Raw genomic sequence first — 23175 nt, forward strand, 5'->3', positions numbered from 1 at the left:
GCCGGCGTACTGGCCGACCGAGCCGATCTCACGCAGCGCCTGGCGAATCATTTCCGGAAAATGCTCATAGGGCTGATGCGCCGAGAGCATGTCGTTGTACGCCGAGACGATGGCCACATTTGCCGCGTTCATCAGGCGCAGACTCTGCTTGTCCTCGCCGGAATTGCAGCCGGCGACACCGTGGGCGAAGTTGGCACACTGCAGCTTGCCGCGCTGCGGACCCTCACTGGCGGCGGCGGCCATCATCGCCAGATAGCGCTCGCGGGTCTTGCGGCTGCGCTCGACCAGGCGCTCGGTGACTTCTAGAACTCGCGGATGCATGCGTCTCTCCTGCTGCGGAATTTTGTTCTTCGACAACCATAAACCATCCGGAGTCGGTTGGCGTTCGGACAGGACGCAAGGCCAATGGTTGCGCGCGACATGCAGCCAGACAGTGCGGGCGCCTCGGGCGAGCGTTCGCAGCGAGACGCTCTCGGCATCCCGCGATAGCCGCACTCAGGGGCTCGACTGTTCCTCGTCGGGGTCGATGTCCGCGGCTTGCGCTTCGAGCAGATCGTCGAAGTCGGTCTTCAGGCCCTGCTCCATGCCGTCGAGTTCGGCCAGCAGGCTGCGGAAGCTGGTCTGCTCACGCAGTGGGGCCTGCGGCTCATCTGCAACTTCATCGGCCCGCGCCTGCAAGGCAACAGGCACGGCGGCATCCTCGTCGTCGAGTACCGGGCGCAGCTCGGGCTCCATTTCGCGCAGCACGGCCAGCGGCGGCAGTTCATCCAGATTCTTCAGGTTGAAATGGTCGAGAAACTGCCGGGTAGTGGCGAACATCGCCGGGCGTCCCGGCACGTCACGATGGCCCACCACACGAACCCACTCGCGTTCCAGCAGTGTCTTGACGATCTGACTGTTAACCGCGACGCCGCGGATGTCCTCGATCTCACCACGGGTAATCGGCTGGCGATAGGCGATCAGCGCCAGGGTTTCCAGCATCGCCCGGGAGTAACGCTGCGGACGCTCTTCCCAGAGCCGACCGACCCACGGCGAAAAGCGCTGACGCACCTGCAGGCGGTAACCACTGGCGACCTCCTTGAGCTCGAAGGCGCGGCCCTTGCAGGATTTTTCCAGCACCTCGAGCGCTTTTTTCAGCTGCGTCGATGACGGCCGTTCGTTTTCCTCGAACAGCTCGCCGAGGCGCTCCAGGGAGAGCGGCCTGCCGGATGCGAGCAGAAAGGCTTCGAGCAGCGAAGCGAGATCCTTGGGATCGGACAGGTCCACGATTGACTCCTGCAAATGCCTATTCGGTACGGCTGCGCACATGAATCGGCGCAAAGGGTTCGTTCTGCACCAGCTCGACCAGCGACTCCTTGATCAGCTCGAGCACAGCCATGAAGGTCACCACCACGCCGAGTCGCCCTTCCTCGATGCGGAACAGCGTCACGAAGGGGACGAAACCACCGTCCTTCAGTCGTTCGAGCACTTCGCTCATGCGCTCGCGGGTCGACAGCGCTTCGCGGGTGACCTGATGGCTCTCGAACATGTCGGCGCGGCGCAGCACCTCGGCCATCGACACCAGCAGCTCTTCCAGGCTCACGTCCGGCAGCAGCTTGCGCGCCCGCGCCTCGGGTGCCTCGAGACGCGGCACCTGCAGGTCGCGGCCGACCCGTGGCAGCTCGTCGATGTCTTCGGCGGCGGCCTTGAAACGTTCGTACTCCTGCAGCCGGCGGATCAGCTCGGCGCGCGGATCATCCTCTTCTTCGGCGACCTCGGCCGAGCGCGGCAGCAGCATGCGTGACTTGATCTCGGCGAGCATCGCGGCCATCACCAGATACTCGGCGGCCAGCTCCAGGCGCACCGATTTCATCAGCTCGACGTAACCCATGTACTGCCGGGTGATCTCGGCCACCGGAATATCGAGGATGTCGATGTTCTGCTTGCGGATCAGGTAGAGCAGAAGATCCAGCGGGCCTTCGAAGGCTTCGAGAAAGACTTCCAGCGCATCCGGCGGGATGTAGAGGTCCAGCGGCAGCTCGGTCACCGCCTCGCCATAGACCAGCGCCAGGCGTAGCTGCTCGCCGGGCTGGATCGCTTCGGGACTGGGGGACTCGGTGTGCTGCATGAAAATCCTTCGGAGCCGGCCGCTTAGGCGCCGCTCAGCGGTAATTCAGGCCCATCGCCTGGCGAACTTCGATCAGCGTCTCACGGGCCTCATCACGGGCGTGCTCCGCACCTTCGGCGAGGATGCTGCGGACCAGGTCGGGATTCTGCTCGTAGTCCAGCGCGCGTTCCTGCAGGGGTGTCAGATCAGCCTTGATCGAGTCGATCAGCGGCCCCTTGCACTCCAGGCAGCCGATGCCGGCGCTGCGACAACCCTGCTCTGCCCACTGGCAGACCGCCTCTTCGGAGTGCACCAGATGCATCTGCCACACCGGGCAGCGCGTCGGTTCACCAGGGTCGCTGCGGTGCACGCGGGCCGGGTCGGTGGGCATACGGCGAATCTTCTCCTCGATCTCGTTCGACGTATCGCGCAGGTAAATCGCATTGCTGTTGGACTTGGCCATCTTGCCGCCGTCGAGCCCGGAAATCTTCGGTTGCTCGCCGAGCAGCGCCTGCGGTTCCGGCAGCAGCAGCTTGCCGCAGCCTTCCAGGTAGCCGTAAAGCCGCTCCTGATCGCCGATGGTGATGGTCTGCTGTTCCTTGATAACCGCACGGGCGGTGTTCAACGCCTCGACGTCACCCTGCTCCTGATAGCTCTTGCGCAGGCTGACGTACAGCTTGGAGGTCTTCTTGCCGAGCTTGCGGATCGCCGCTTCGGCCTTGTCCTCGAAATCCGCTTCGCGGCCATAGAGATGGTTGAAACGTCGCGCCACGTCGCGGGCGAATTCGATATGCGGCAGCTGGTCGGCGCCGACCGGCACCAGCCCGGCGCGATAGATCAGGATGTCCGCCGCCTGTAGCAGGGGATATCCGAGGAAGCCATAGGTATCCAGGTCCTTGTGCTGCAGATTCTGCTGCAGCTCCTTGTAGGATGGCACCCGCTCCAGCCAGCCCAGTGGGCAGATCATCGACAGCAGCAGGTGCAGCTCGGCGTGCTCCGGCACCTGTGACTGGATGAACAGCGTCGCTGAACTGGGACTGACGCCGGCAGCCAGCCAGTCCACCGCCATATCCATGATGTTCTGCGAGATTTCGCCGGAGCTTTCGTAGTCGGTGGTCAGCGCGTGCCAGTCGACGATGCAGAAGAAACACTCGTACTCGTGCTGCAGCCTGACCCAGTTCTTCAATACGCCGTTGTAGTGACCGAGATGAAGCCGGCCGCTGGGACGCATGCCGGAAACCACGCGCCGCTGTGAATCCATGGAGCTCAAAAGGGTGTCCTTGATTAATTGGCCTGTTTGGTAAGTTCAGTTGGTCAATTTCGGCGCCCATGGCCCAGATACCGCGTTGCTGCGCCTTGTCTCAGAGTCATGTTCATCCGAACTTGCCTCAACCCTCTCACCGACAGGCCAGATGTTGTACAGGCACGGCCACCAACCAGGCTCAAGCCATGAAGGGTTCGGGATCGCCGCAGCCGACCCGTATCACTTCAGGCCGATCGTCGACCAGGCTGACCACCGTCGATGCTTCGAGGCCACCGTAACCGCCATCGATGATCAGGTCTACCTGATGCTCCAGCGCGTCACGCATCTCGTAGGGGTCGCTCATCGGCAGGTCTTCACCGGGAAGGATCAGGCTGACGCTCATCAGCGGCTCACCGAGTTCTTCCAGCAGCGCCTGGGCGATCGGCTGTGCCGGCACGCGCAGGCCGATGGTGCGGCGCTTGGGGTGCAGCAACATGCGCGGCACCTCGCGGGTAGCCGACAGGATGATCGTGTAGGGACCGGGCAGATGAGCCTTGAGCAGGCGAAAGGCCGCGGTATCGACCTTGGCGAAAAGGCCAAGCTGCGACAGATCGCGACAGGCCAGCGTAAAGTTGTGCTTGTCATCGAGCTGGCGCAGCCGGCGAATGCGTTCGATGCCGGCCTTGTTACCCATCGAGCAGCCGACGGCATAACTGGAGTCGGTCGGATAGACCACTACCCCGCCCTTGCGGATGATTTCCACGGCCTGTTTGATCAGGCGCGGTTGCGGGTTGTCCGGATGGATCTGAAAGAACTGGCTCATGGAAACTCCCTGTTCAGCTGGCAGCAGGTATGCGGCGCTCATGATCGAAATGTCTCCAAAGCGGCGACAGGTCCTCCGGCAGGCTGCGGTACAGCCCCAGTTCCGACCAGTCGCCGGGCGCATGGAAATCACTGCCCACTGTGGCCATCAGGCCCAACTCACGTACCAGGATCGACAGACCGCCGACCTGTTCCAGCGGCTGCATGCCGTTGACCACCTCCAGCGCGTGACCGCCGGCCTGGGCGAAATCGATCACCAGCCGGCGCCGCTTGCTGCGGGTGAAATCGTACTGCCACGGGTGCGCCAGGCTGATCCACGCACCTGCGTCACGCAAGGTCTGGACCGTCTGCTCCAGGCTCGGCCAATGCTGCTTGACGTCGCCGAGCTTGCCCGAACCCAGCCATTTGCGAAACGCTTCGGCACGGTCGCGGACATGACCGGCACGCACGAGAAAATCGGCGAAATGCGGCCGCGCCGGTGCGTTGCCACTGTCGCCGAGTTCCTGCTGAAGCGCCCGCGCGCCTTCCAGCGCACCCGGCATCCCCTTCGCTTCGAGGCGCTGGCCGATCAGTTCGGCCCGGCGCCAACGGCCTTCGTGCAGTTGCGCGATCGCCTGCTGCAGCGCAGGTGCATCAGCGTCGAAGGCGTAGCCCAATACATGAATGGTAGCCCCGTTCCACAGGCAAGAAAGCTCGATGCCATTGACCAGCTGCATGCCGAGCGCCTGCGCAGTTGCCCGCGCCTCGGCAAGGCCGTCGACCGTGTCGTGGTCGGTGAGCGCCAGCATCTCGATACCACGCGCATGGGCTCGCTCCACCAGTTTGGCAGGCGCCAGCGCGCCGTCCGAGGCGGTGCTGTGGCAATGCAGATCGACAATCATCTGGTAACGCGCTCCAGTGAGATGCAGACACCTCGATAAGAATCCGTAAGCCTGCGGCGGTGAGGCTTCACCGGCCCGAAAGACGGGGTGCTCCGGCGCAAACGGCCGACTAGTCTAACGCCGCACCGGCGCTTTGGCTCGTGTCGTCACCGTCATTACGGCCAGCCAGCGCTGCAGGCGCCGCAAACCGCTCTTGCTTCGACCGCCGATACGATCCTGCGTGCCATCAACCGCTGCAGCGGGGGAAAGCGCAGCGCTTCCGTCGCAAGCGCCGTTTGCTATGATGCCGCGCTGCACGGCGCGGTCCATTGTAGCGCCTGGACCCGCGCGACACAGAAGCCGCGCCGGCACTGTCCCCATGCCGGGCTTTCTGTACTTTTTTATATACGCCCCTACGCGAACGAGGATCGACCATGCTCTACGCCGTTATCGCCACCGACGCACCGAATTCCCTGCAGGACCGCCTCGCCACTCGCCCGGCCCACCTGGCACGCCTGGAGCAGCTGAAGAACGAAGGCCGTCTGGTTCTCGCCGGCCCGCACCCAGCCATCGACAGCAACGACCCGGGCGAAGCCGGCTTCAGCGGCAGTCTGGTAGTCGCCGAGTTCGATTCGCTGGAAGCCGCGCAGCAGTGGGCCGACGCCGATCCGTACAAGTCCGCCGGCGTATACGTGAACGTGGTGGTCAAGCCCTTCAAGAAAGTACTGCCCTGAGCCGACACAGCAGGGAATAGCCCGGCCGCTGGCAGCCCACGGCCTCGTAAGGAAATAGGAGTTCCGATGCGTCAACGATCGCTTGCCCTGCTGTTTGCCCTGACCCTGCTCACCCCGGCGCTGTATGCCGAGGAAGCAATAACGGAACCTGCTGTTCCGGTGACCGAGCCCGGCGACCCCGCCGAATACGACGAGCTTGACGCCGTAGCCGAGCCAGAGCCTGCCGGCCCGAGCACCGACACCACGGAGGCCTTGCTGCTGCGTCTGCGCGAGGAAAATCGCCGCTTGCGCCTGCAGTTGCAGACCGAGCAGGCAAAAGTGCTGCCCGCGATGTTGAACGAACAGCAACAGTGGTTCGCCGTCGGTGGTGCTGTCGGGGTCGTCAGTTTCACCCTGGGCCTGCTGGTCACGCGCGGTCGCCGTCGACGCCAGTGGCTCAACTGAGTACCTGAGCCGACATGAGTGAATTGCTGCTTATCGACGATGACGAAGAACTCTGCGAGCTGCTGACCAGCTGGCTCGCTCAGGAAGGTTTCGTCGCCCATGCCTGCCACGATGGCAACAGTGCACGCCAGGCGCTGGCGCAGCACCAGCCAGCCGCGGTGGTCCTGGACGTGATGCTGCCCGACGGCAGTGGCCTGGAGCTGCTCAAGCAACTGCGCAGTGAACATCCCGATCTGCCGGTGCTGATGCTGTCGGGTCGCGGCGAGCCGCTGGATCGGATTCTCGGCCTCGAACTTGGCGCAGACGATTACCTGGCCAAGCCCTGCGACCCGCGCGAGCTCACCGCACGCCTGCGTGCCGTGTTGCGCCGCAGCCAGCCAACCGCGACGCCCAGCCAGGTCGAGTTCGGCGATCTTTGCTACAGCCCGGCACGCGGCGTGGCCAGCGTCGGCGGTCATGACGTCAGCCTGACGCTCTCCGAAGGCCGCCTCCTCGAAACGCTGCTCGCGCAACCGGGCGAGCCGATCGACAAGCAGACCCTTGCCCAGCACGCCCTGGGACGCAAGCTCACCCTCTACGACCGCAGCCTCGACATGCACGTCAGCAACCTGCGGCGCAAGCTTGGTCCGCACGCCGACGGCAGCCCACGGATCGTCGCCCTGCGCAGTCGCGGCTATCTGTACGCCGTCTGATCGTCTTTACCGAGGCTTTACCCTGAGCTGACCGCCCTTGACCTTGCCCTGCGTAGACTGAACTCATCCGGTCACAGACCTGCCGCCAATGAGCAACGCGTCGGTATGGCCGGTTTCCCTACACAGGAGAGTTTTCACCATGCGCAAATCACTCGTAGCCCTGCTGTTCGCCGCTGCCGTTCCGACCCTCGCTTTCGCCATGCCTGGCGGCATGCAGGACGGTCATCACGGCGGCAAGAACGCCCCGCACATGTTTCAGGACCTGGACCTGACAAAGGACCAGCAACGCGAAATGCGCAAGCTGATGGGCGAGCAGATGCGGCAGCGCCAGCAGATCACCCAGCGCTACCTCGACAAGCTGCCCGAAGCCGAGCGCAAGGCCATGCAGAACGATCTCGACGCCAGCCGCGAGAAGACCCACCAGAGCATGCGCGCGCTGCTCAAGCCCGAGCAGCACAAGGCCTTCGACGAAGGCATGAAGAAGATGGAAGAAAAGCGCGCCGAACGTGCCGAGTTCCTCAAATGGAAAGCGGACCGCGATCAGAAGAACTGATCTGCGCCCTTCCTGAAACCTGCCCGACAGGCTCCGCCAAGCGTTCAGAACGCCGGTGGGAGCTGCCGGGCTTTGCCGTGGAGAGACCCAGTGCGATCACTGTTCTGGCGCATACTCGCAACCTTCTGGCTGGCCATTGCACTGGTTGCCGGTCTGGCCATGCTGCTCGGCCATGCGTTGAACCAGGACGCCTGGATTCTCGGCCGCCACCCGGCGCTGCAAGGTCTCGCCGAAACCTGGACCGAGGTCTACGAGCGCCAGGGCCCGCTGGCTGCACAGCGCCTGCTGGAACAACACCGCCATCGTGCACGGGTCGATGTACAGGTGTTGGCGGAAAACGGCCAACCGATCATCCGCGGCACCTTCCCCGCCCGCGCCGCCGCCTTCGAGGCGCGCCATCAGGATCGCGAGCGCCCACTGCCCTGGCGACGCCTCACCGCCGACTACACCAGCCCGACCAGCGGTGAAACCTACCTGTTCATCTACCGCATTCCCTATCCCGAACTGCAGGCCTGGCATCGCGGCAGCCTGGCCTGGCCGCTCAGTGCGCTGGGCATCGCGCTGGTGGTACTCACCGGTTTCAGCCTGCTACTGACGCTGTCCATTACCCGCCCTTTGGATCGCCTGCGCCGTGCCGTGCACGATCTGGGACAGACCAGCTATCAGCAGCAGTCCCTTGCCCGCCTGGCAACACGGCGCGACGAACTCGGCGTGCTGGCGAGCGATTTCAACCGCATGGGCGCACGGCTGCAGGCGCTGATCGGCAGTCAGCGCCAGTTATTGCGCGACGTATCCCATGAACTGCGCTCACCGCTGGCGCGCCTGCGCATTGCCCAGGCACTGGCCGAACGCGCCAGCCCGAGCGAACGCGAAGTGATCTGGCCGCGACTGGCCAAGGAATGCGATCGGCTGGAAGCGTTGATCAGCGAGATTCTCGAACTCTCGCGCCTGGATGCGGAACCCGGCACGACAACGGCCGTCGACCTGCCAGCGATGTTCGAACAACTGGAGGACAACGCCCGGATCGTCGCGCCCGCTCAGCGTATCGACAGCCGGGTCGAGCCAGGCCTGGCATTCACTGGCTGGACGGAAATGCTCGAACGTGCGCTGGACAATCTGTTGCGCAACGCCCTGCGCTTCAACCCCGAGGGCGTGCCCGTGGAGCTGCGCGCGCAGCGCGACGGTGACGAGCTGGTACTGAGTGTGCGCGACCACGGGCCAGGAGTCGCCGACGAACACCTGCCGCAACTGAGCCAACCCTTCTTCCGAGCGCCAGGACAAACGGCAGCCGGGCATGGCCTCGGATTGGCCATCGCCCGCCGTGCGGCCGAGCGCCACGGTGGGCAGCTGCAGCTGGCTAACCACCCCGATGGCGGCTTTATCGCGAGCCTGCGTCTGCCGTTGGCAAACGCAGCAAGCACGGTGTCAGAAATTCAGGCCCATCACTGACCGTTCCAGGCGCTGACGAAAGCCTCGGGCTCGAGCACCGGAGCGCTACGGATGCGGCCCTCCGGCGTGCCCAGGTACAGGAAGCCCAGCAGACGTTCCTGCTCGGCCAGGCCCAGCCCCTTCATTACATGCGGGTCATAGGCGAACTCACCGGTGCGCCACACCGCGCCAATCCCCTGAGCATGGGCGGCCAACAGCAGACCATGCGCCGCGCAGCCGGCAGCCAGCACCTGTTCGCCTTCCGGGACTTTCGGGTGCGCCTTCGGACTGGCGATCACCACGATCAACATCGGCGCACGCAGCGGCATGTTGCGCGCCTTCTGCAGCGCTTCGTCCGAGGCATCGGTCTGCCGGGCCTGCAGAGCGTCGGCAAATAGCTCACCGAGCTTGCCGCGCGCATCGCCCTCGACCGTCAGGAAGCGCCAGGGGTGCAACTGGCCGTGATCCGGCGCACGCAAGGCTGCACGAAAAAGCAGATCGAGTTGATCGGCATCGGGTGCCGGCTCGCATAGGCGAGTGACAGATACACGGTTGAGCAACGGGTCCAGAGCGTCCATCCATTACCTCCTGAAAGGGTCGGACATTCTAGAGGGTGTTGGCGACGTACCGCGAGTGATGGCCGGCCGACAGCTCAAACAACGCGCCGGCCGGCGCTGGTGGCCCGTGCAGTGAGTTGGTTGAGGCAAGTTCGGACGAACATGGATCCGAGACAAGGCGCTGCGACGAGTCATAGTGGGCTTACGGCAAGGAGCAGCAACACAGTATCGGGGCCATGGTCATCCGAAATTGACCAACCGAATTTACCAAACAGCCCACCAGGTCAAGCCACCCGATCCGGCGAGAGCTGCGGCTGCAGCGGCGGCACCAGCGGTGGCAGGCCGTGCGCCGCCCGCGCCGCGTCGCAATGCGCATTGTGCTCGCCGTTCTCCCAGGACGCCTCGAATTCGCGGCAGGTGCTCGAACGCTGCTCGTACATGCTGCAGCGCACGCCGCAACCGACATCGCCCAGCAGTCCGACGCAGCGCGCAGGCTTGCTCTCGGTCCCGAGCATGGCCACATGAAACGGCGAAACCTGAACCGTCAGCTGGTCCGGCACCGCACCGCCGGCAGAAACGCATTCACCAAAATAGAAGGACACACGAAAGTACGCGCAGCAGGCGCCGCACGTGAGGCAGGGATTGTCGATTGACATGAAAGGTGAACACCCAGAGACCGGAAATGGGCCGGCGCCCGGGCGGCTATTCTATTCATGGCGCTGCGCTTGGGAAGAGGCTCCGCGGCTGCCGAGAAAACATTTTTCTACCAGCCGTCGGGCGGTTTACTGGCGGAGCGACGCGAGTAGAATGTCCGCCCTCTTTCACCGTGCCGAGCACCCTCTACATGGCCCTGCCGACCTTACGCATCATCGGTTTCATCCTCGGCATTTTCCTGATCACCCTGGCCGTCAGCATGATCATTCCGATGCTGACCCTGCTGGCATTCGAACGCACCGATGACCTGCAGGCATTCATCTGGGGCAGTCTGATCACCTTTTCCTGCGGCTTCGCCCTTGTCGCACCGGGTAGACCTGCCAACACCAACCTGCGGCCGCGCGACATGTACTTCCTGACCACGATCAGCTGGATGGTGGTCTGCTGTTTCGCCGCCTTGCCGCTGATGCTGATTCAGCACATCAGCTATTCGGACGCCTTCTTCGAAACCATGTCCGGTATCACCACCACTGGCGCCACAGTGCTCTCGGGACTGGATAGCGCATCGCCCGGGCTGCTGATGTGGCGCTCGCTGCTGCACTGGCTGGGTGGCATCGGCTTCATCGGCATGGCGATCGCGATTCTGCCGCTGCTGCGAGTCGGTGGCATGCGGCTGTTCCAGACCGAGTCCTCGGACTGGTCGGAGAAGGTGATGCCGCGCTCGCACGTGGCCGGGCAGTACCTGCTGGTCATCTACGTGACGTTTACCGTCGCCGCGTTTCTGGCCTTCCTGTTGACCGGCATGAGCATGTTCGATGCCATCAACCATGCGATGTCGACCGTCGCCACTGGCGGCTTTTCCACCTCCGATGCATCGATGGGCAAGTTCGGGCCGTCCGCGCACTGGGTAGCGGTCTTCTTCATGATCGTCGGCAGCCTGCCGTTCACCCTCTACGTGATGACCTTGCGAGGCCATCGCACGGCGCTGCTCAGGGATCAGCAGGTGCGAGGCTTCGTCCTGATGCTCACCATCACCAGCGTGCTGTTCAGCGGCTGGTATTGGCTGAACAATGACATTCCGGCGCTGGATGCACTGCGCATCGTGACCTTCAGCGTGGTTTCCGTGGTTACCACGACCGGTTTCGCGGTGGATGACTACACCCAGTGGGGCGGTTTCGCCGTGATGGCATTCTTCTACCTGACCTTCGTCGGCGGCTGCTCGGGCTCGACGTCGGGCGGGTTAAAGATGTTCCGCTTCCAGGTGGCCTACTCGCTGCTACGCGCCAACTTCAAGCAGCTGATTCACCCCCGTGCGGTAATCCGCCAGCAGTACAACGGGCACAATCTGGACGAGGAAATCGTTCGCTCGATCCTGACCTTTTCCTTCTTCATCACCATGACCATCGGCGTGCTGGCGCTGTGCCTGGCGCTGCTGGGCCTCGACCCGATCACCGCGCTCACGGGCGCGGCGACCGCGGTCTGCAACGTCGGCCCGGGGCTAGGCGAGATCATCGGGCCAGCCGGCAACTTTTCCACACTGCCCGACACGGCAAAATGGCTGCTGTCGATCGGCATGCTGCTGGGACGCTTGGAGATCATCACGGTGCTGGTGCTGCTGACCCCGGCCTTCTGGCGCCACTGACTCAGGCCGCAGTGCCGGAGCCGCGCTTGAACAGCCGGCCGCCAAGCGTAACCAACGCCAATACCACGCCGCCGGCGACGATGCCGAATGCGGCGTCGAGCAGCGTCGGCAACAGGCCGCCGAGTACCGCTCCGATATAGGGCAGTCCGAGCGCTTCGTGGGCGCTGTTCTCGATGAAATGATGCACGGCGCGAATGCCGTGGGTGAGGATGCCGCCGCCCACCATGAACATTGCAGCGGTGCCGATGACCGACAGCGACTTCATTAGCCACGGCGCGACGCTCAGAATGCCGCGCCCGATGGCGCTGGCCACACCGCTGGCCCGCTTGCTCAGGGCCAGACCAAGATCGTCGAGCTTGACGATGGCGGCTACCAGCCCGTAGACGCCTATCGTCATCAGGATGGCGATGCCCACCAGAACCATGACCTGCTGACTGAACGACGCGGCCGCGACCGTGCCGAGGGTGATGGCGATGATTTCGGCGGAGAGGATGAAGTCGGTACGCACCGCGCCGCTGATCTTTTTCTTCTCGAACGCCACCATGTCCACGGACGGGTCGGCGAGCGCCTTCACCGTCTCCGCGTGATCGCTGTCATCGCTATGAAGGAAGCGGTGCGCCAGCTTCTCGAACCCCTCGTAACAGAGAAACGCGCCGCCGAGCATCAACAGCGGTGTGATTGCCCAGGGCAGAAAGGCACTGATCAGCAGCGCAGCGGGGACCAGGATCGCCTTGTTGCGAAACGAGCCCTTGGCCACTGCCCACACCACAGGCAGTTCCCGGTCGGCATTCACCCCGGTCACCTGCTGCGCATTGAGTGCCAGATCGTCGCCCAGTACGCCAGCGGTCTTCTTGGCCGCCACCTTGGTCATGAGCGAGACGTCGTCGAGTATGGTCGCAATATCGTCTATTAACGCGAGCAGGCTGGTGGCCAATTGGGTCACTCCATCATGGAAAGGCGCATATAAGTAACCGATCTGCTCTAGCTAAGGCTATGTGGGCTTTCACAGGTTCCTACTGGCGTGAGCGCGCGGCCAGACGGTATTCGCCGGGCGTGACGCCGAACCAGCGCTTGAACGCCCGGTAGAAATTGCTCGGATCGGCGAAGCCAAGCAGATAGGCGATTTCCAGCGGCGCCAGGTCCGGCTGGGCGAGGTGCTGCACCGCCAGATCGCGACGCGTATCGTCGAGCAATTGCTGGAAGCTGCTGCCCTCCTCCTGCAGACGCCGCTGCAGGGTGCGCTCCGACAGGCACAGCGCCTGCGCCACGACTTCGCGCCTGGGCTCGCCCTGCGGCAGCAATCGACAGAGTATCTGCCGCGCGCGATGCATAACTTTGCTGTCGGAGAAGCGCGAGAGGTACTCACCGGCGAAACGATCATGCAATTGCGCCAGCGCTTCATTGGCGGTCGGCAACGGCATTTCCACATCCTCTTCGCGAAACAGCAACGCGTAGCGACGCGCGTCGAAGCGCAAAGGCGCCTGGAACAGCTGCCGATAGGGCTCCAGATCATCCGGCGGTTGGCCCTGAAAGCTGACTTCCAGCGGCAGCAACGGCGTTCCGGTGAGCCAGCGGCAGAATGTCAGGCAGCCTGCCAGGGAGCCTTCGGCACTTTGCCTAGCTGGCGGCAAGCGGTCGCCGATTATCGTCAGACTCAACCGATAGCCCTGTGCGCAGGGCTGGAAATCCAGATCGGCACCCTCGGCGATGATCCGCTGGTAGCGCACCAATCTGGCGAAGCCTTCCTTGAGATTGCGGCTGGACATCAGTGCATAACCGACCACGTTCAGTGCAGCCGGCCGCGCCTGGCGCGCCATGTTCAGGCCAATGGCGGGGTCACCGGAAACCGCCACCGCGCGTTGCCAAAGGCGCGTCATGTCATCCTGGGCAAAGCGCGCGTCGGGGTCGTCCAGAGCGGCATAGTCCAGATGCAGCTCAATGAACAACTGGCGGCAATCGATCCCGGCGGATTCCAGGGCCTGGACGATACTCAGCGCCCAGCTCGAGGAAGTGGTGCGTTCGGTCATGGGGTTTTCTTGTTCTTCGATAGGTGGGGCAGCTGCGCCTAAGGCTACTAAACTGGCCCTGATTGTCACTGACACGCAAGGTTAGCGATGACTAGTCTGTGCGCGACAATAACAGGAGGTACGCCATGAGTACGCAAACCGCCGAACGCTTCAGCCGCTTTGCCGATTTCTATCCGTTCTATCTCGCCGAGCACAGCAACCCCACCTGCCGTCGCCTGCACTTCGTCGGTAGCCTGCTGGTGCTGGGCATACTTGGCTACGCACTCCTTACCCAGCAGTGGCTCTGGTTGCTGGCGATGCCGGTGGCCGGTTATGGCTTCGCCTGGGTCGGCCACTTCATCTTCGAGAAGAACCGGCCGGCGACATTCCAGTATCCGCTCTACAGCTTTCTCGGCGACTGGGTAATGTTCAAGGACATGCTGACGGGCCGGATTCGCTTCTGAGCCTGATGACAGCGGCTATCCGACCGGTGCCATCATTGTTTTCATCCTCTGGTTTGGCGATGCGGCGTTGCTTGGTTATGATCTGACGGCTTTCGCGCGGGCCGACCATCGCCGAGCTGGCCCCGTGATCGCGAGGCTGTCGCTGATGTGCTCGAAAGCTGTCGCCTTCGCAGGGTGACCCGACGATCGAGCCTGGCGTCAGTCTGCAAGGCGCGAGAGAACGGCGTCGAAAAAACTACCAGGGATCGTACGCACACATGACATCCACTCCGGTTGAGCGCCGCAATGGCCTCGCCACTCGCCCGTTGCGCGAGTACTACTCCCGCGTGCTCGCCTACCTGATCTGCGCCGCCACGCTTGCAGCTGGTACCTACACCCAGTATTTCTCGATGGACCTGCTGTGGATGGTGCCGTACACCCTGCTCTATCCACACCTGGCCTACCACCTGAGCTATCGCTTCAAGCGCGATCATCCCGAGCGTACGGCGCTGGCTCTGCTCTGTCTGGATGCGTTGAACGCCGGTGCCGGCATATTGCTGCTCGGTTTCTCGATCGTGCCCAGCCTGATGTTTCTGCTGACGCTCAGCTTCAGCGCGCTGGTGAGCGGCAGCCTGCGCAACCTCGCCATCTCGCTGATCTGCGCGGGTGTCGGGATCGGCCTGGCCTTTCTCGTGGTTCCCCTGAGCTACCGCGGTACCACACCGCCGCTGGTTTCACTGGTGAGCATCCTGTTCACGACCTTTTACATATGCGCCACCGCCTACTTCGTGCACCAGCAGGGCCAGCGCCTCGCCCAGGCGCGCAAGGAGATCGAAACGGAGCAGGCCAAGGCCGCGCGCCTGGCACGCAACCTCGCCAAGTACCTCTCGCCCCAGGTGTGGGAGTCGATCTTCACCGGCAAGCGAAGCGTTCGCCTGGAAACCCAGCGCAAGCGGCTCACCGTGTTCTTCTCCGACATCAAGGGATTCACCGAGCTGGCCGAGGAACTGGAGGCCGAGGCCCTTACCGACCTGCTCAACAACTACCTAAACGAGATGTCAAAGATTGCCCTGAAGTACGGTGGCACCATCGACAAGTTCGTCGGCGACTGCGTGATGGTGTTCTTCGGTGACCCTTCTAGCCAGGGTGCCAAGAAAGACGCGGTGGCAGCGGTTTCCATGGCCATCGCCATGCGCAAACACATGAAGGTGCTGCGCCAGCAATGGCGCGCACAGGGCATTACCAAACCCATGGAAATCCGCATGGGCATCAACACCGGTTATTGCACGGTGGGCAACTTCGGCGCCGATACGCGCATGGACTACACCATCATCGGGCGCGAAGTGAACCTGGCCAGCCGTCTTGAAAGCGCCGCCGAGGCCAGCGAGATCCTGATCTCCCACGAAACCTATTCGCTGATCAAGGACGTCATCATGTGCCGCGACAAGGGCCAGATCGCGGTCAAGGGTTTCTCCCGCCCGGTGCAGATCTACCAGGTGGTGGACTTCCGCCGCGACCTTGGCGCCACCTGCAGTTTCGTCGAGCACGAACTCCCCGGCTTCTCCATGTACCTGGATACCAACGGCGTGCAGAACTTCGACAAGGAGCGCGTGATTCAGGCACTGCAGCAAGCGGCCGAGAAACTTCGCGACAAGGTCATCCTCTGATTCTCTGACCGCTGGCGGCCAGCCGTCGACTAACCGAATTTGGCCAAGTGGTCTGTTCGGTAAGTTCAGTTGGTCAATTTCGGCGCCCAAGGCCCCGATACGGTGTTGCAGCTCCTCGCCATAGCCCGCTATGACTCGTCGCAGCGCCTTGTCTCGGAGCCATGTTCACCCGAACTAGCCTCAACCAACTCACCGCACAGACCACTGGTCAGCGGGCCTGCTTCGGGACAGCCGCCAGATGCTATCGCTGCGCAACTACCATCACCACCTCATCGCCCATAGCCACGAACATCCGCAACTGGTGTTCGGCCTGAAAGGACTACTGGAATTCGAGATTGCCGGGCGGGGCAGCCACGTCGGCGAGCAGAGTCTCGCGGTAATTCCGTCCGCCACTCACCATGCCTGTGCCAGTGTCACCGGCAGTCACTGCCTGGTGCTCGATCTCCCGTCGGAGAGCTGGGTTCGTCAGCGCTTGGGCCACCACACCGAACCCAGCCTGCGTCTGATCGATCGACCGGATACCGTGCGCCTGAACGCCAGCCAGCAGCGCCTGGTCGCCTGGCTGGCGCACAGCCCGATCAATGATCCATTGATTGCCGAACAGGGCGCCGTACTCCTGCTCGCCAGCCTGGCCAGTGGACAACATATCCACCATGACCAACACGCCCTGCCGATCGCCGCTATCGACGCCTTCATCGATCAGCATCTATCCCACCCGCTTCAGGTTGCCGACCTGGCCCGTATCGCCGGGTTGTCGGTGGCTGGTCTGCACGCGCGCTTTCTTCGCGAGACGGGCCGAACGCCGATGGAACACGTACGCCAGCGCCGCTTGCAGCATGCCGAGGCGCTGTTGCACGACACCCGCCTGCCGATCGGCGAGATCGCCGCGCAGGTGGGCTATGCCTCGCAAAGCGCCTTCACCGCCGCACTGGTTCGCGCACGAGGCTGCACACCGCGCGCACTGCGACGCGAGTTGCTCGACAAAACCGGTGACTGACGCGACAGACACACTCCAAGCCACGGCCTAGCATGGTCCTGATTCGCAAGGTTCAGGTAGCCATGACCCTACTCATCCGTTCACACCACACCGCACGCACACACCACTCGCTCGGGTGGATCGTTCCATGACGCCGCGCAACGCGCTGTTGGCCATCCATCTCGGCGCGCTGATGTTCGGCCTGTCCGGCGTGCTCGGAAAACTGGCCGAAAGCTCGGCGCTGATCATCACCTTTGGTCGTGCGCTGTTCGCCGTGTTGGCCCTGCTGCTGGTCGCGCAGTTGCTGCGACCCAGCGGGGCGACGCCAAACTGGCGGCAGCGTGGCGGTCTGGCCTTGGGCGGGCTGTTGCTGGGTGCGCACTGGTTGACGTTCTTCATCGCAGTGAAGATCGCTGGCGTCGGCATTGCAACCCTGGGCTTTGCCAGCTTCCCCGCCTTCACCGTGCTGCTCGAAGGCCTGTTGTTCCGCGAACGCACCCGCGCCATCGAGTTCGCCATGGTCGGGCTGGTCTGTGCCGGCCTGCTGCTTGTCGCGCCGGCGTTCGATCTCAGCAGCGGACCGACTGCCGGATTGCTCTACGGTGTGCTTTCCGGCCTGCTGTTCGCGCTCCTGTCGCTGCTCAACCGTGCCGTCACCCGCGGCCTCGATCCGGTTCGCTCGGCGCTCTGGCAGAACCTGGCGATCCTCGCAGCCCTGCTGCCATTCTGCTGGTCGACGATACCCGCGATACCCGCGCAGGACTGGCTCTGGCTGGCTCTGCTCGGCGTGCTCTGCACCGGACTCGCACACAGCCTGTTCGTCGCTAGCCTGCGGGTCCTGAAGGCGCGTACGACGTCGGTGATCTTCGCTCTCGAACCGGTCTACGGCATTGCCTTCGCCTGGTGGCTGTTCGGCGAGCAGCCAACACTGCGCATGCTGCTCGGCGGCGCCTTGATCATCATCGCCAGCGTGGTTACCAGCCGCTTGAAAAGCCCGCCGAGTGTCGTTCCGAAACTGGCCAGCTGACGCTCAGCGGTCGTTATGCCCCAACGAGCGCTGCGGGTCGATGCGATCACGCACGCGCTGCTTGAGCTCCTTCGCCTCGGGAAAACCGCCGTCGAGCTTGCGCTCCCAGATCTGCACGCCATCGCAGCTGATATGGAAGGTTCCGCCTGTGGCGGGCACCAGACAGACGCGGCCCAGGTCATCGCCGAAGGTCGACAGCAGCTCCTGTGCGAGCCAGGCAGCACGCAGCAGCCACTGGCACTGGGTGCAATAGGTGATGACGATTTCCGGTTTGCTTGCGGTCATTCGTGACAGCTCCGAAGGGGATACGGCGGCCTATAATAGCCGCCTTCTCCTTCCTTCCCCGGTTCAGCCATGCTCCGCCTGTTCGTTTCCCTGCTGATGCTGTTAGCCCTGCCGCCGCTGTTCGCCGAGCCGGCTCAGCCGAAGACCGGGCTCGTCCTGTCTGGCGGTGCGGCGCGCGGGCTGGCTCATGTCGGCGTGCTCAAGGCGCTGGAAGAGCAAGGCGTACGCATCGACGCCATCGCCGGCACCAGCATGGGCGCGGTGGTCGGCGGGTTATACGCAGCAGGCTACAGCGTTGCGGAACTCGAGCGCCTGGCATTGACCCTCGACTGGCAGCAAGTGCTGTCCGACGATCCGCCGCGCCAGGACATCCCCTACCGCCGCAAACAGGATGACCGTGATTTCCTCATCAAGCAGAAGCTCAGCTTCCGCGACGACGGCAGCCTCGGCCTGCCGCTGGGCGTGATTCAAGGGCAGAACCTCGCGCTGCTGCTCGAGCGCCTGCTGGTGCACGCCAGCGACACCCGCGACTTCGACCAGCTGCCGATCCCCTTCCGCGCGGTGGCCACGGATATTGCCAACGATGAAAAGGTGGTCTTTCGCAGCGGCCACCTGCCCCAGGTGATTCGCGCCAGCATGTCGATTCCGGCCGTGTTCGCACCGGTGGAGCTGGGCGGCCGTCTGCTGGTGGATGGCGGCATGGTCGACAACATCCCGATGGACGTGGCGCGCGACATGGGCGTCGATCGCCTGATCGTGGTGGACATCGGCACGCCGCTCAAGCCGCGCAAAGAATTGCTGACAGTGGTCGACGTGCTCAACCAGACCACCACCATGATGACCCGCCGCAACTCCGAAGCGCAGTTGGCCACCCTGCAATCGCAGGACCTTCTGATCCAGCCGCCATTGGCCGCTTACGGCTCCACCGACTTCGCCCGCGCCGAACAGCTGGTCGATGCCGGCTACCGTGCCACATTGGCTCTGGAGGGACGTCTTGCCGAAATGCGCATCACCTCCGGTGGCAATCCGGCACTGAGCCTTGCGCGCTCCAGCGACCCGCGAACACCGGTCATCACCGCTATTAGGGTGGAGAACGACTCGAAGGTCAGCGATGCGGTGATCCGCCGGCATGTCCGCCAGCCACTCGGTGAACCGCTGGATCTGGAGGACCTGCAGAAGGACATGGGCACCCTCTATGGCCTGGACTATTTCGAGCGCGTGGAATATCGCGTTCAACGCGGCAAGCTCGGCAATACGTTGGTCATCAACGCCCGCGAGAAGCGCACCGGCACCGATTACCTGCGACTGGGCCTGAGCCTGTCCGACGACTTCCGCGGCGACAGCGTATTCAACCTCGGTGCGAGTTATCGGAAGAACGGCATCAACGAACTGGGTGCCGAGTGGCTTACCCGCCTGCAGCTGGGTGATCGGCAGGAACTCTACAGCGAGTTCTACCAGCCACTGGATGCCGGCTCGCGCTGGTTCGTCGCGCCGAATCTGTTCGTCGAGGCGCAGAACGTCGAGTCCATTCTCGACAACGATCCGATTGCCGAGTACCGCCTGCAACGCTACGGCTACGGTCTCAATCTCGGCAGACAGATCGCCAACAATGGCGAGATCCGCTTTGGAATCGGCCAGGCCTGGGGTGAGGCCGATGTGCGAATCGGCGAACAGGATCTACCCGACTTCAGCTTTACCGAGGGCTACTACGAGCTGCAGTACTCGTTCGACACTCTCGACAACATCGACTTTCCCCGCGAAGGCGAGGATATCCGCCTGACCATGCGTCAGTACGATCCCAGCCTGAGTTCGGACCAGCGTTATCGACAGTGGCACCTCAAGCTGGACAAGGCACTCAGTCACGGTGCCAACACCTGGGTGCTCGGTGGGCGCTACGGTCGCACGCTGGATGACGCGGAAGTGGTGACGTCGAGCTTTCTGCTTGGCGGCGCGCGTCAGCTGTCGGGCTTCCGTCAGGATGCCCTGGCCGGCCAGAACGTCAGCCTGGCGCGCATGGTGTACTACCGTCGCGTGACGCCGCGAGCGTTTCAGCCGCTGGACTTCCCGCTCTATCTCGGTGGATCACTGGAGCGCGGTCGCGCCTGGAATGCCGACAATGCCTTCGACAGCGGCTATATCAACGCCGCGAGCATCTTTCTCGGCTACGACACGCCACTGGGGCCACTGAACTTCGGCTACGGCTTCAATGACGAGGACGAACAGGCGCTGTACATGAATCTTGGGCGCAGCTTTTAGACCGGCGTGCCCGGCCTGGATCAGCGCCGGTCGAGATTGGCCAGGATCCGTGCATGCACCTGCTGGCACTTGCGCAGATCCTCCTCGTCGATCCCGGCAAAGGCTTCCTGACGCACCTGTGTGGAAATAGCCTCGATCTTCTCGATCAGCGGCCGTGCCGGCGCACCCAGGGAAATGCGTTTGGCCCGGCGATCCTCTGCAGACGCCTTGCGATGCACCAGCCCCTGCGCTTCGAGACTATCGAGCAAGCGGGCCAGCGTCGGCCCTTCAACGGCAACGCTTTGGGCCAGCTCGCGCTGGGTGGGTTCGTGATCGAAACGGGCCAGGTGCAGCAGCACCAGCCAGCGTGCCTGCGAGAGTCCGAGATCAGCCAGGCGTCGATCCAGTTCAGCGCGCCAGCCACGAGAAAGTTGCGCCAGTTGCATGGCAAAGCGATGTTGCTCGGCGTACATGTACGGCCATTCCTGCAAAAACTAATTATTAGTGAGCTAACCACAGCTCCGGAAAGCAGGCAAGACGACCTTCGATCCCTGATCGAGCGACAGAAGTCGTAATGATGGCACGGCGGGCGTTGCAGCCCGGCAGACACCCGCTGTCGCAGCAGCTTCAGACCGAGCTGCAGGATGCACCTGGTTACAATTCGAACTCGACCTGCAGTGCGGCACGCACGCAATAAAGCACCTGTTCGGGTACCCGCCCAGCGAACTGCTCGGCCACGGCGCCCACCGGTGGCAGCTCGCCCTCGCCGTCGAGAAAGGCCTCCTGGATTTCCCCGAGCAGATCCTCGGGCAGATCCAGCGCCTGTTCCAGGCTCAGCTGTTGCAGACCGATGGCTTCGGCGAGCATCGCGTAGACGTTCTTCTCACTGCAGTCGAGCTGACGCGCGATCTGTGCAGGCGTCATGCCGGCGCGCGCCAGCGTGATCAATTCGTGTCGCAGATCGGCAGGTGACTTGGCCACTTCGACGCTGCCTTGCAGAACCTCCAGGAAGGCCTGACCGTAGCGCTCCAGCTTGCGCGCGCCGACACCGCTGATGGTGGCCATGTCCGACAGCGAGGCCGGCTGGCTGCGTAGCATCTCCAGCAGCGTGGCATCCGGGAAAATCACATACGGCGGCACACCGTGTTCTTCGGCCAGTTTGCGGCGCAAGGTGCGCAGCGCTTCCCAGGTTTCCCGTTCCTCGCTGCGCACCAGCTGGCTGGCGGCACTGGCTGCCGGCTTCGGTGCCTTGCTGGTCAGATCACGGCGAAGTTCGAGGTTCACCTCTCCACGCAGTAACGGCCGGCAGCTGTCACTCAGACGCAGCCCGCCGAAACCATCCAGGTCGACGTCCGCCAGCCCGCGCGCCACCAGCTGGCGAAACAGCGAACGCCACTCGGCCTCAGCCAGCGCCTTGCCCATACCGAACACCGACAGATGCTGATGGCCCAAGCCGCGGACCTTGTCATTGTCACGCCCGAGGAGGATGTCCACCAGATGGCCGACGCCGTAACGCTGGCCGCTGCGGTAGATCGCCGATAGCGCCTGACGGGCGGGCTCGGTGGCATTCCAGGTCTGCACGCCATCGACGCAGTTGTCGCAATGACCGCAGGGGTTGGGTAGCTCTTCATCGAAATACGCGAGCAGCGCCTGGCGCCGGCAGCGGGTTTCCTCGCAAAGCGCCAGCATGGCATCGAGCTTGTGCTGCTCGACCCGCTTGTGCCGCTCATCACCCTCTGAGTTGTTGAGCATCTGCTTGAGGAAGATCACATCCTGCAGGCCATAGGCCATCCAGGCGTCGGCAGGCAGCCCGTCGCGCCCTGCCCGTCCGGTTTCCTGATAGTAGGCTTCCAGCGACTTGGGCAGATCAAGGTGGGCGACGAAGCGCACGTTGGGCTTGTCGATCCCCATGCCGAAGGCGATGGTCGCGACCATGATCAGGCCTTCCTCGTTGAGGAAACGCTTCTGGTGATAGGCGCGCAGCTCGTTGGGCAGGCCCGCGTGGTAAGGCAGTGCCGGAAAGCCCTGCTCGCTGAGGAACGCAGCCAGGTCATCGACCTTCTTGCGCGACATGCAATAGACAATGCCAGCATCGCCGCGGCGCTCGGCTAGGAAACCCAGCAGCTGCTTGCGCGGCTGCTCCTTGGGCACGATGCGATAGAAGATGTTCGGTCGGTCGAAACTGGAGAGAAACCGTTCGGCGTTCTCCAGATGCAGACGCTGGACGATTTCTTCCCGCGTCCGCTTGTCCGCCGTCGCGGTCAGCGCAATACGCGGCACGCCAGGAAACAGTTCGGCCAGCTGGCCCAGCTGCATGTACTCGGGACGGAAGTCGTGCCCCCACTGGGAGACGCAATGGGCCTCGTCGATGGCAAACAGGGCGATATCCAGCCGCTGCAGGAACGCCAGCATGCGGGGCTGCACCAGCCGCTCAGGCGCGAGATAGAGCATCTTGATCTCATTGCGCCGGATGCGCTCAGCGATCTCGCGCTGCTCATCGGCGCTCAGCGTCGAGTTGAGCGCAACGGCCGAGACGCCCAGCTCGTCGAGTGTCGCGACCTGGTCGTCCATCAGCGCGATCAGCGGCGAAACCACCACCGCCAGTCCTTCGCGCAAGAGCGCCGGAACCTGGTAGCACAGGGACTTGCCGCCACCGGTCGGCATCAATACCAGCGCATCGCCGCCACTGCCGACACGCTCGATGATCGCGCCCTGGTTGCCACGAAACGCGTCGTAGCCGAATACGTCTTTAAGGATGCGCTGTGCCTGGTCGAGCATGCCGGTCTCCGAAACAAGGCGCGCAGTATACGCGAGCGAACCA

Annotated in this window: 23 protein-coding genes and 1 pseudogene; 11 read left to right on the forward strand and 13 right to left on the reverse strand. The window is 63.5% G+C overall.

The genetic code is table 11. The features are described from left to right. The 6 genes and pseudogenes from RT582_RS07845 to RT582_RS07870 all read right to left on the reverse strand — a co-directional run. A pseudogene (locus RT582_RS07845) lies at positions 1–321 on the reverse strand (phosphogluconate dehydratase); the annotation flags it as partial. Positions 322–495: 174 nt separating this feature from the next. Further along, positions 496–1266, reverse strand: coding sequence for an SMC-Scp complex subunit ScpB (gene scpB, locus RT582_RS07850; RefSeq protein WP_313477074.1), 771 nt, complete (start codon positions 1264–1266; stop codon positions 496–498). A 19-nt stretch (positions 1267–1285) separates the two neighbouring features. After that, positions 1286–2107, reverse strand: coding sequence for a segregation and condensation protein A (locus RT582_RS07855; protein ID WP_313477075.1), 822 nt, complete (start codon positions 2105–2107; stop codon positions 1286–1288). A 34-nt stretch (positions 2108–2141) separates the two neighbouring features. After that, positions 2142–3347: a tryptophan--tRNA ligase gene (locus tag RT582_RS07860; protein WP_023445133.1), complete on the reverse strand. Its 1206-nt coding sequence runs from the start codon at positions 3345–3347 to the stop codon at positions 2142–2144. Positions 3348–3528: 181 nt separating this feature from the next. Further along, on the reverse strand, positions 3529–4152 hold the full coding sequence (locus tag RT582_RS07865; RefSeq protein ID WP_014820748.1) for an L-threonylcarbamoyladenylate synthase: 624 nt from the start codon (positions 4150–4152) through the stop codon (positions 3529–3531). A 13-nt stretch (positions 4153–4165) separates the two neighbouring features. Further along, entirely contained in the window at positions 4166–5032 is an 867-nt protein-coding gene (locus RT582_RS07870) for a PHP domain-containing protein (protein WP_041014367.1), read from the reverse strand. 413 nt (positions 5033–5445) lie between these two features. On the opposite strand from RT582_RS07870, the gene RT582_RS07875 reads away from it, so the two are divergent. From RT582_RS07875 to RT582_RS07895, 5 genes are all read left to right on the forward strand, one after another. Next, entirely contained in the window at positions 5446–5745 is a 300-nt protein-coding gene (locus RT582_RS07875; RefSeq protein WP_090523029.1) for a YciI family protein, read from the forward strand. Between the two features lie 66 nt (positions 5746–5811). Further along, a complete protein-coding gene (locus tag RT582_RS07880; RefSeq protein WP_023445131.1) occupies positions 5812–6189 on the forward strand; it encodes a hypothetical protein in 378 nt (125 codons plus the stop codon). Positions 6190–6203: 14 nt separating this feature from the next. Continuing rightward, on the forward strand, positions 6204–6881 hold the full coding sequence (locus tag RT582_RS07885; RefSeq protein ID WP_313477076.1) for a response regulator transcription factor: 678 nt from the start codon (positions 6204–6206) through the stop codon (positions 6879–6881). Between the two features lie 139 nt (positions 6882–7020). Beyond that, positions 7021–7434: a Spy/CpxP family protein refolding chaperone gene (locus tag RT582_RS07890; RefSeq protein WP_023445130.1), complete on the forward strand. Its 414-nt coding sequence runs from the start codon at positions 7021–7023 to the stop codon at positions 7432–7434. Between the two features lie 90 nt (positions 7435–7524). Continuing rightward, the gene (locus RT582_RS07895; protein WP_045666004.1) at positions 7525–8883 is read left to right on the forward strand and encodes a sensor histidine kinase; all 1359 of its coding nucleotides are present in this window, start codon (positions 7525–7527) and stop codon (positions 8881–8883) included. Here the strand turns inward: RT582_RS07895 and RT582_RS07900 are convergent. Together RT582_RS07900 and RT582_RS07905 are read right to left on the reverse strand one after the other, a co-directional pair. Beyond that, entirely contained in the window at positions 8877–9440 is a 564-nt protein-coding gene (locus RT582_RS07900) for an NAD(P)H nitroreductase (protein WP_313477077.1), read from the reverse strand. The two genes, RT582_RS07895 and RT582_RS07900, sit on opposite strands and share 7 nt — an antisense overlap. Positions 9441–9703: 263 nt before the next feature. Beyond that, complete coding sequence (locus tag RT582_RS07905; protein WP_003300645.1) at positions 9704–10075, reverse strand: YkgJ family cysteine cluster protein; 372 nt, start codon at positions 10073–10075, stop codon at positions 9704–9706. Between the two features lie 188 nt (positions 10076–10263). On the opposite strand from RT582_RS07905, the gene RT582_RS07910 reads away from it, so the two are divergent. Continuing rightward, positions 10264–11715 (forward strand): TrkH family potassium uptake protein, encoded by a 1452-nt coding sequence (locus RT582_RS07910; protein ID WP_313477078.1) that lies wholly within the window; start codon positions 10264–10266, stop codon positions 11713–11715. A 1-nt stretch (position 11716) separates the two neighbouring features. Here RT582_RS07910 and RT582_RS07915 read toward each other — a convergent pair whose 3' ends face one another. Then, positions 11717–12649, reverse strand: a complete 933-nt coding sequence (locus tag RT582_RS07915) for a DUF808 domain-containing protein (RefSeq protein ID WP_313477079.1) — start codon at positions 12647–12649, stop codon at positions 11717–11719. Positions 12650–12728: 79 nt separating this feature from the next. Continuing rightward, positions 12729–13742 (reverse strand): AraC family transcriptional regulator, encoded by a 1014-nt coding sequence (locus tag RT582_RS07920; protein ID WP_003300648.1) that lies wholly within the window; start codon positions 13740–13742, stop codon positions 12729–12731. A gap of 125 nt (positions 13743–13867) precedes the next feature. Between RT582_RS07920 and RT582_RS07925 the strand changes: the two genes are divergently transcribed. From RT582_RS07925 to RT582_RS07940, 4 genes are all read left to right on the forward strand, one after another. Then, positions 13868–14185, forward strand: coding sequence for an Mpo1-like protein (locus tag RT582_RS07925; RefSeq protein WP_003300651.1), 318 nt, complete (start codon positions 13868–13870; stop codon positions 14183–14185). A gap of 257 nt (positions 14186–14442) precedes the next feature. Further along, on the forward strand, positions 14443–15831 hold the full coding sequence (locus RT582_RS07930; protein ID WP_046619728.1) for an adenylate/guanylate cyclase domain-containing protein: 1389 nt from the start codon (positions 14443–14445) through the stop codon (positions 15829–15831). 238 nt (positions 15832–16069) lie between these two features. Beyond that, positions 16070–16828, forward strand: coding sequence for an AraC family transcriptional regulator (locus RT582_RS07935; protein ID WP_278444548.1), 759 nt, complete (start codon positions 16070–16072; stop codon positions 16826–16828). Positions 16829–16955: 127 nt separating this feature from the next. Continuing rightward, positions 16956–17834 carry a DMT family transporter gene (locus RT582_RS07940; RefSeq protein WP_230697777.1) on the forward strand — a complete coding sequence of 293 codons (879 nt, stop codon included), beginning with the start codon at positions 16956–16958 and terminating at the stop codon, positions 17832–17834. A gap of 3 nt (positions 17835–17837) precedes the next feature. On the opposite strand, the gene RT582_RS07945 is transcribed toward RT582_RS07940, so the two are convergent. Continuing rightward, a complete protein-coding gene (locus RT582_RS07945) occupies positions 17838–18119 on the reverse strand; it encodes a SelT/SelW/SelH family protein (protein ID WP_256076172.1) in 282 nt (93 codons plus the stop codon). Between the two features lie 69 nt (positions 18120–18188). Here RT582_RS07945 and RT582_RS07950 point away from each other — a divergent pair, with 69 nt between their 5' ends. Then, a complete protein-coding gene (locus RT582_RS07950) occupies positions 18189–20375 on the forward strand; it encodes a patatin-like phospholipase family protein (protein ID WP_313451584.1) in 2187 nt (728 codons plus the stop codon). A 20-nt stretch (positions 20376–20395) separates the two neighbouring features. On the opposite strand, the gene RT582_RS07955 is transcribed toward RT582_RS07950, so the two are convergent. Both RT582_RS07955 and recQ read right to left on the reverse strand, forming a co-directional pair. Beyond that, positions 20396–20827, reverse strand: a complete 432-nt coding sequence (locus tag RT582_RS07955; protein WP_014820763.1) for a MarR family transcriptional regulator — start codon at positions 20825–20827, stop codon at positions 20396–20398. Between the two features lie 181 nt (positions 20828–21008). Then, on the reverse strand, positions 21009–23132 hold the full coding sequence (recQ, locus tag RT582_RS07960; protein ID WP_313477080.1) for a DNA helicase RecQ: 2124 nt from the start codon (positions 23130–23132) through the stop codon (positions 21009–21011). Positions 23133–23175: the final 43 nt, after the last annotated feature.

The sequence above is a fragment of the Stutzerimonas kunmingensis genome (genome assembly GCF_032106285.1).
Lineage (GTDB): Bacteria > Pseudomonadota > Gammaproteobacteria > Pseudomonadales > Pseudomonadaceae > Stutzerimonas > Stutzerimonas kunmingensis_B.

What these genes read in the sequence shown, in the direction of transcription:
- RT582_RS07890 (WP_023445130.1), top strand. Translation starts at nt 7,021, where the DNA reads ATGCGCAAATCACTCGTAGCCCTGCTGTTCGCCGCTGCCGTTCCGACC.
- RT582_RS07860 (WP_023445133.1), bottom strand. Translation starts at nt 3,347, where the DNA reads ATGGATTCACAGCGGCGCGTGGTTTCCGGCATGCGTCCCAGCGGCCGG.
- RT582_RS07865 (WP_014820748.1), bottom strand. Translation starts at nt 4,152, where the DNA reads ATGAGCCAGTTCTTTCAGATCCATCCGGACAACCCGCAACCGCGCCTG.
- RT582_RS07935 (WP_278444548.1), top strand. Translation starts at nt 16,070, where the DNA reads ATGCTATCGCTGCGCAACTACCATCACCACCTCATCGCCCATAGCCAC.
- RT582_RS07900 (WP_313477077.1), bottom strand. Translation starts at nt 9,440, where the DNA reads ATGGACGCTCTGGACCCGTTGCTCAACCGTGTATCTGTCACTCGCCTA.
- RT582_RS07920 (WP_003300648.1), bottom strand. Translation starts at nt 13,742, where the DNA reads ATGACCGAACGCACCACTTCCTCGAGCTGGGCGCTGAGTATCGTCCAG.
- RT582_RS07930 (WP_046619728.1), top strand. Translation starts at nt 14,443, where the DNA reads ATGACATCCACTCCGGTTGAGCGCCGCAATGGCCTCGCCACTCGCCCG.
- RT582_RS07925 (WP_003300651.1), top strand. Translation starts at nt 13,868, where the DNA reads ATGAGTACGCAAACCGCCGAACGCTTCAGCCGCTTTGCCGATTTCTAT.
- RT582_RS07940 (WP_230697777.1), top strand. Translation starts at nt 16,956, where the DNA reads ATGACGCCGCGCAACGCGCTGTTGGCCATCCATCTCGGCGCGCTGATG.
- RT582_RS07885 (WP_313477076.1), top strand. Translation starts at nt 6,204, where the DNA reads ATGAGTGAATTGCTGCTTATCGACGATGACGAAGAACTCTGCGAGCTG.
- RT582_RS07905 (WP_003300645.1), bottom strand. Translation starts at nt 10,075, where the DNA reads ATGTCAATCGACAATCCCTGCCTCACGTGCGGCGCCTGCTGCGCGTAC.
- RT582_RS07870 (WP_041014367.1), bottom strand. Translation starts at nt 5,032, where the DNA reads ATGATTGTCGATCTGCATTGCCACAGCACCGCCTCGGACGGCGCGCTG.
- RT582_RS07910 (WP_313477078.1), top strand. Translation starts at nt 10,264, where the DNA reads ATGGCCCTGCCGACCTTACGCATCATCGGTTTCATCCTCGGCATTTTC.
- RT582_RS07950 (WP_313451584.1), top strand. Translation starts at nt 18,189, where the DNA reads ATGCTCCGCCTGTTCGTTTCCCTGCTGATGCTGTTAGCCCTGCCGCCG.
- RT582_RS07955 (WP_014820763.1), bottom strand. Translation starts at nt 20,827, where the DNA reads ATGTACGCCGAGCAACATCGCTTTGCCATGCAACTGGCGCAACTTTCT.
- RT582_RS07945 (WP_256076172.1), bottom strand. Translation starts at nt 18,119, where the DNA reads ATGACCGCAAGCAAACCGGAAATCGTCATCACCTATTGCACCCAGTGC.
- RT582_RS07880 (WP_023445131.1), top strand. Translation starts at nt 5,812, where the DNA reads ATGCGTCAACGATCGCTTGCCCTGCTGTTTGCCCTGACCCTGCTCACC.
- recQ (WP_313477080.1), bottom strand. Translation starts at nt 23,132, where the DNA reads ATGCTCGACCAGGCACAGCGCATCCTTAAAGACGTATTCGGCTACGAC.
- RT582_RS07855 (WP_313477075.1), bottom strand. Translation starts at nt 2,107, where the DNA reads ATGCAGCACACCGAGTCCCCCAGTCCCGAAGCGATCCAGCCCGGCGAG.
- RT582_RS07875 (WP_090523029.1), top strand. Translation starts at nt 5,446, where the DNA reads ATGCTCTACGCCGTTATCGCCACCGACGCACCGAATTCCCTGCAGGAC.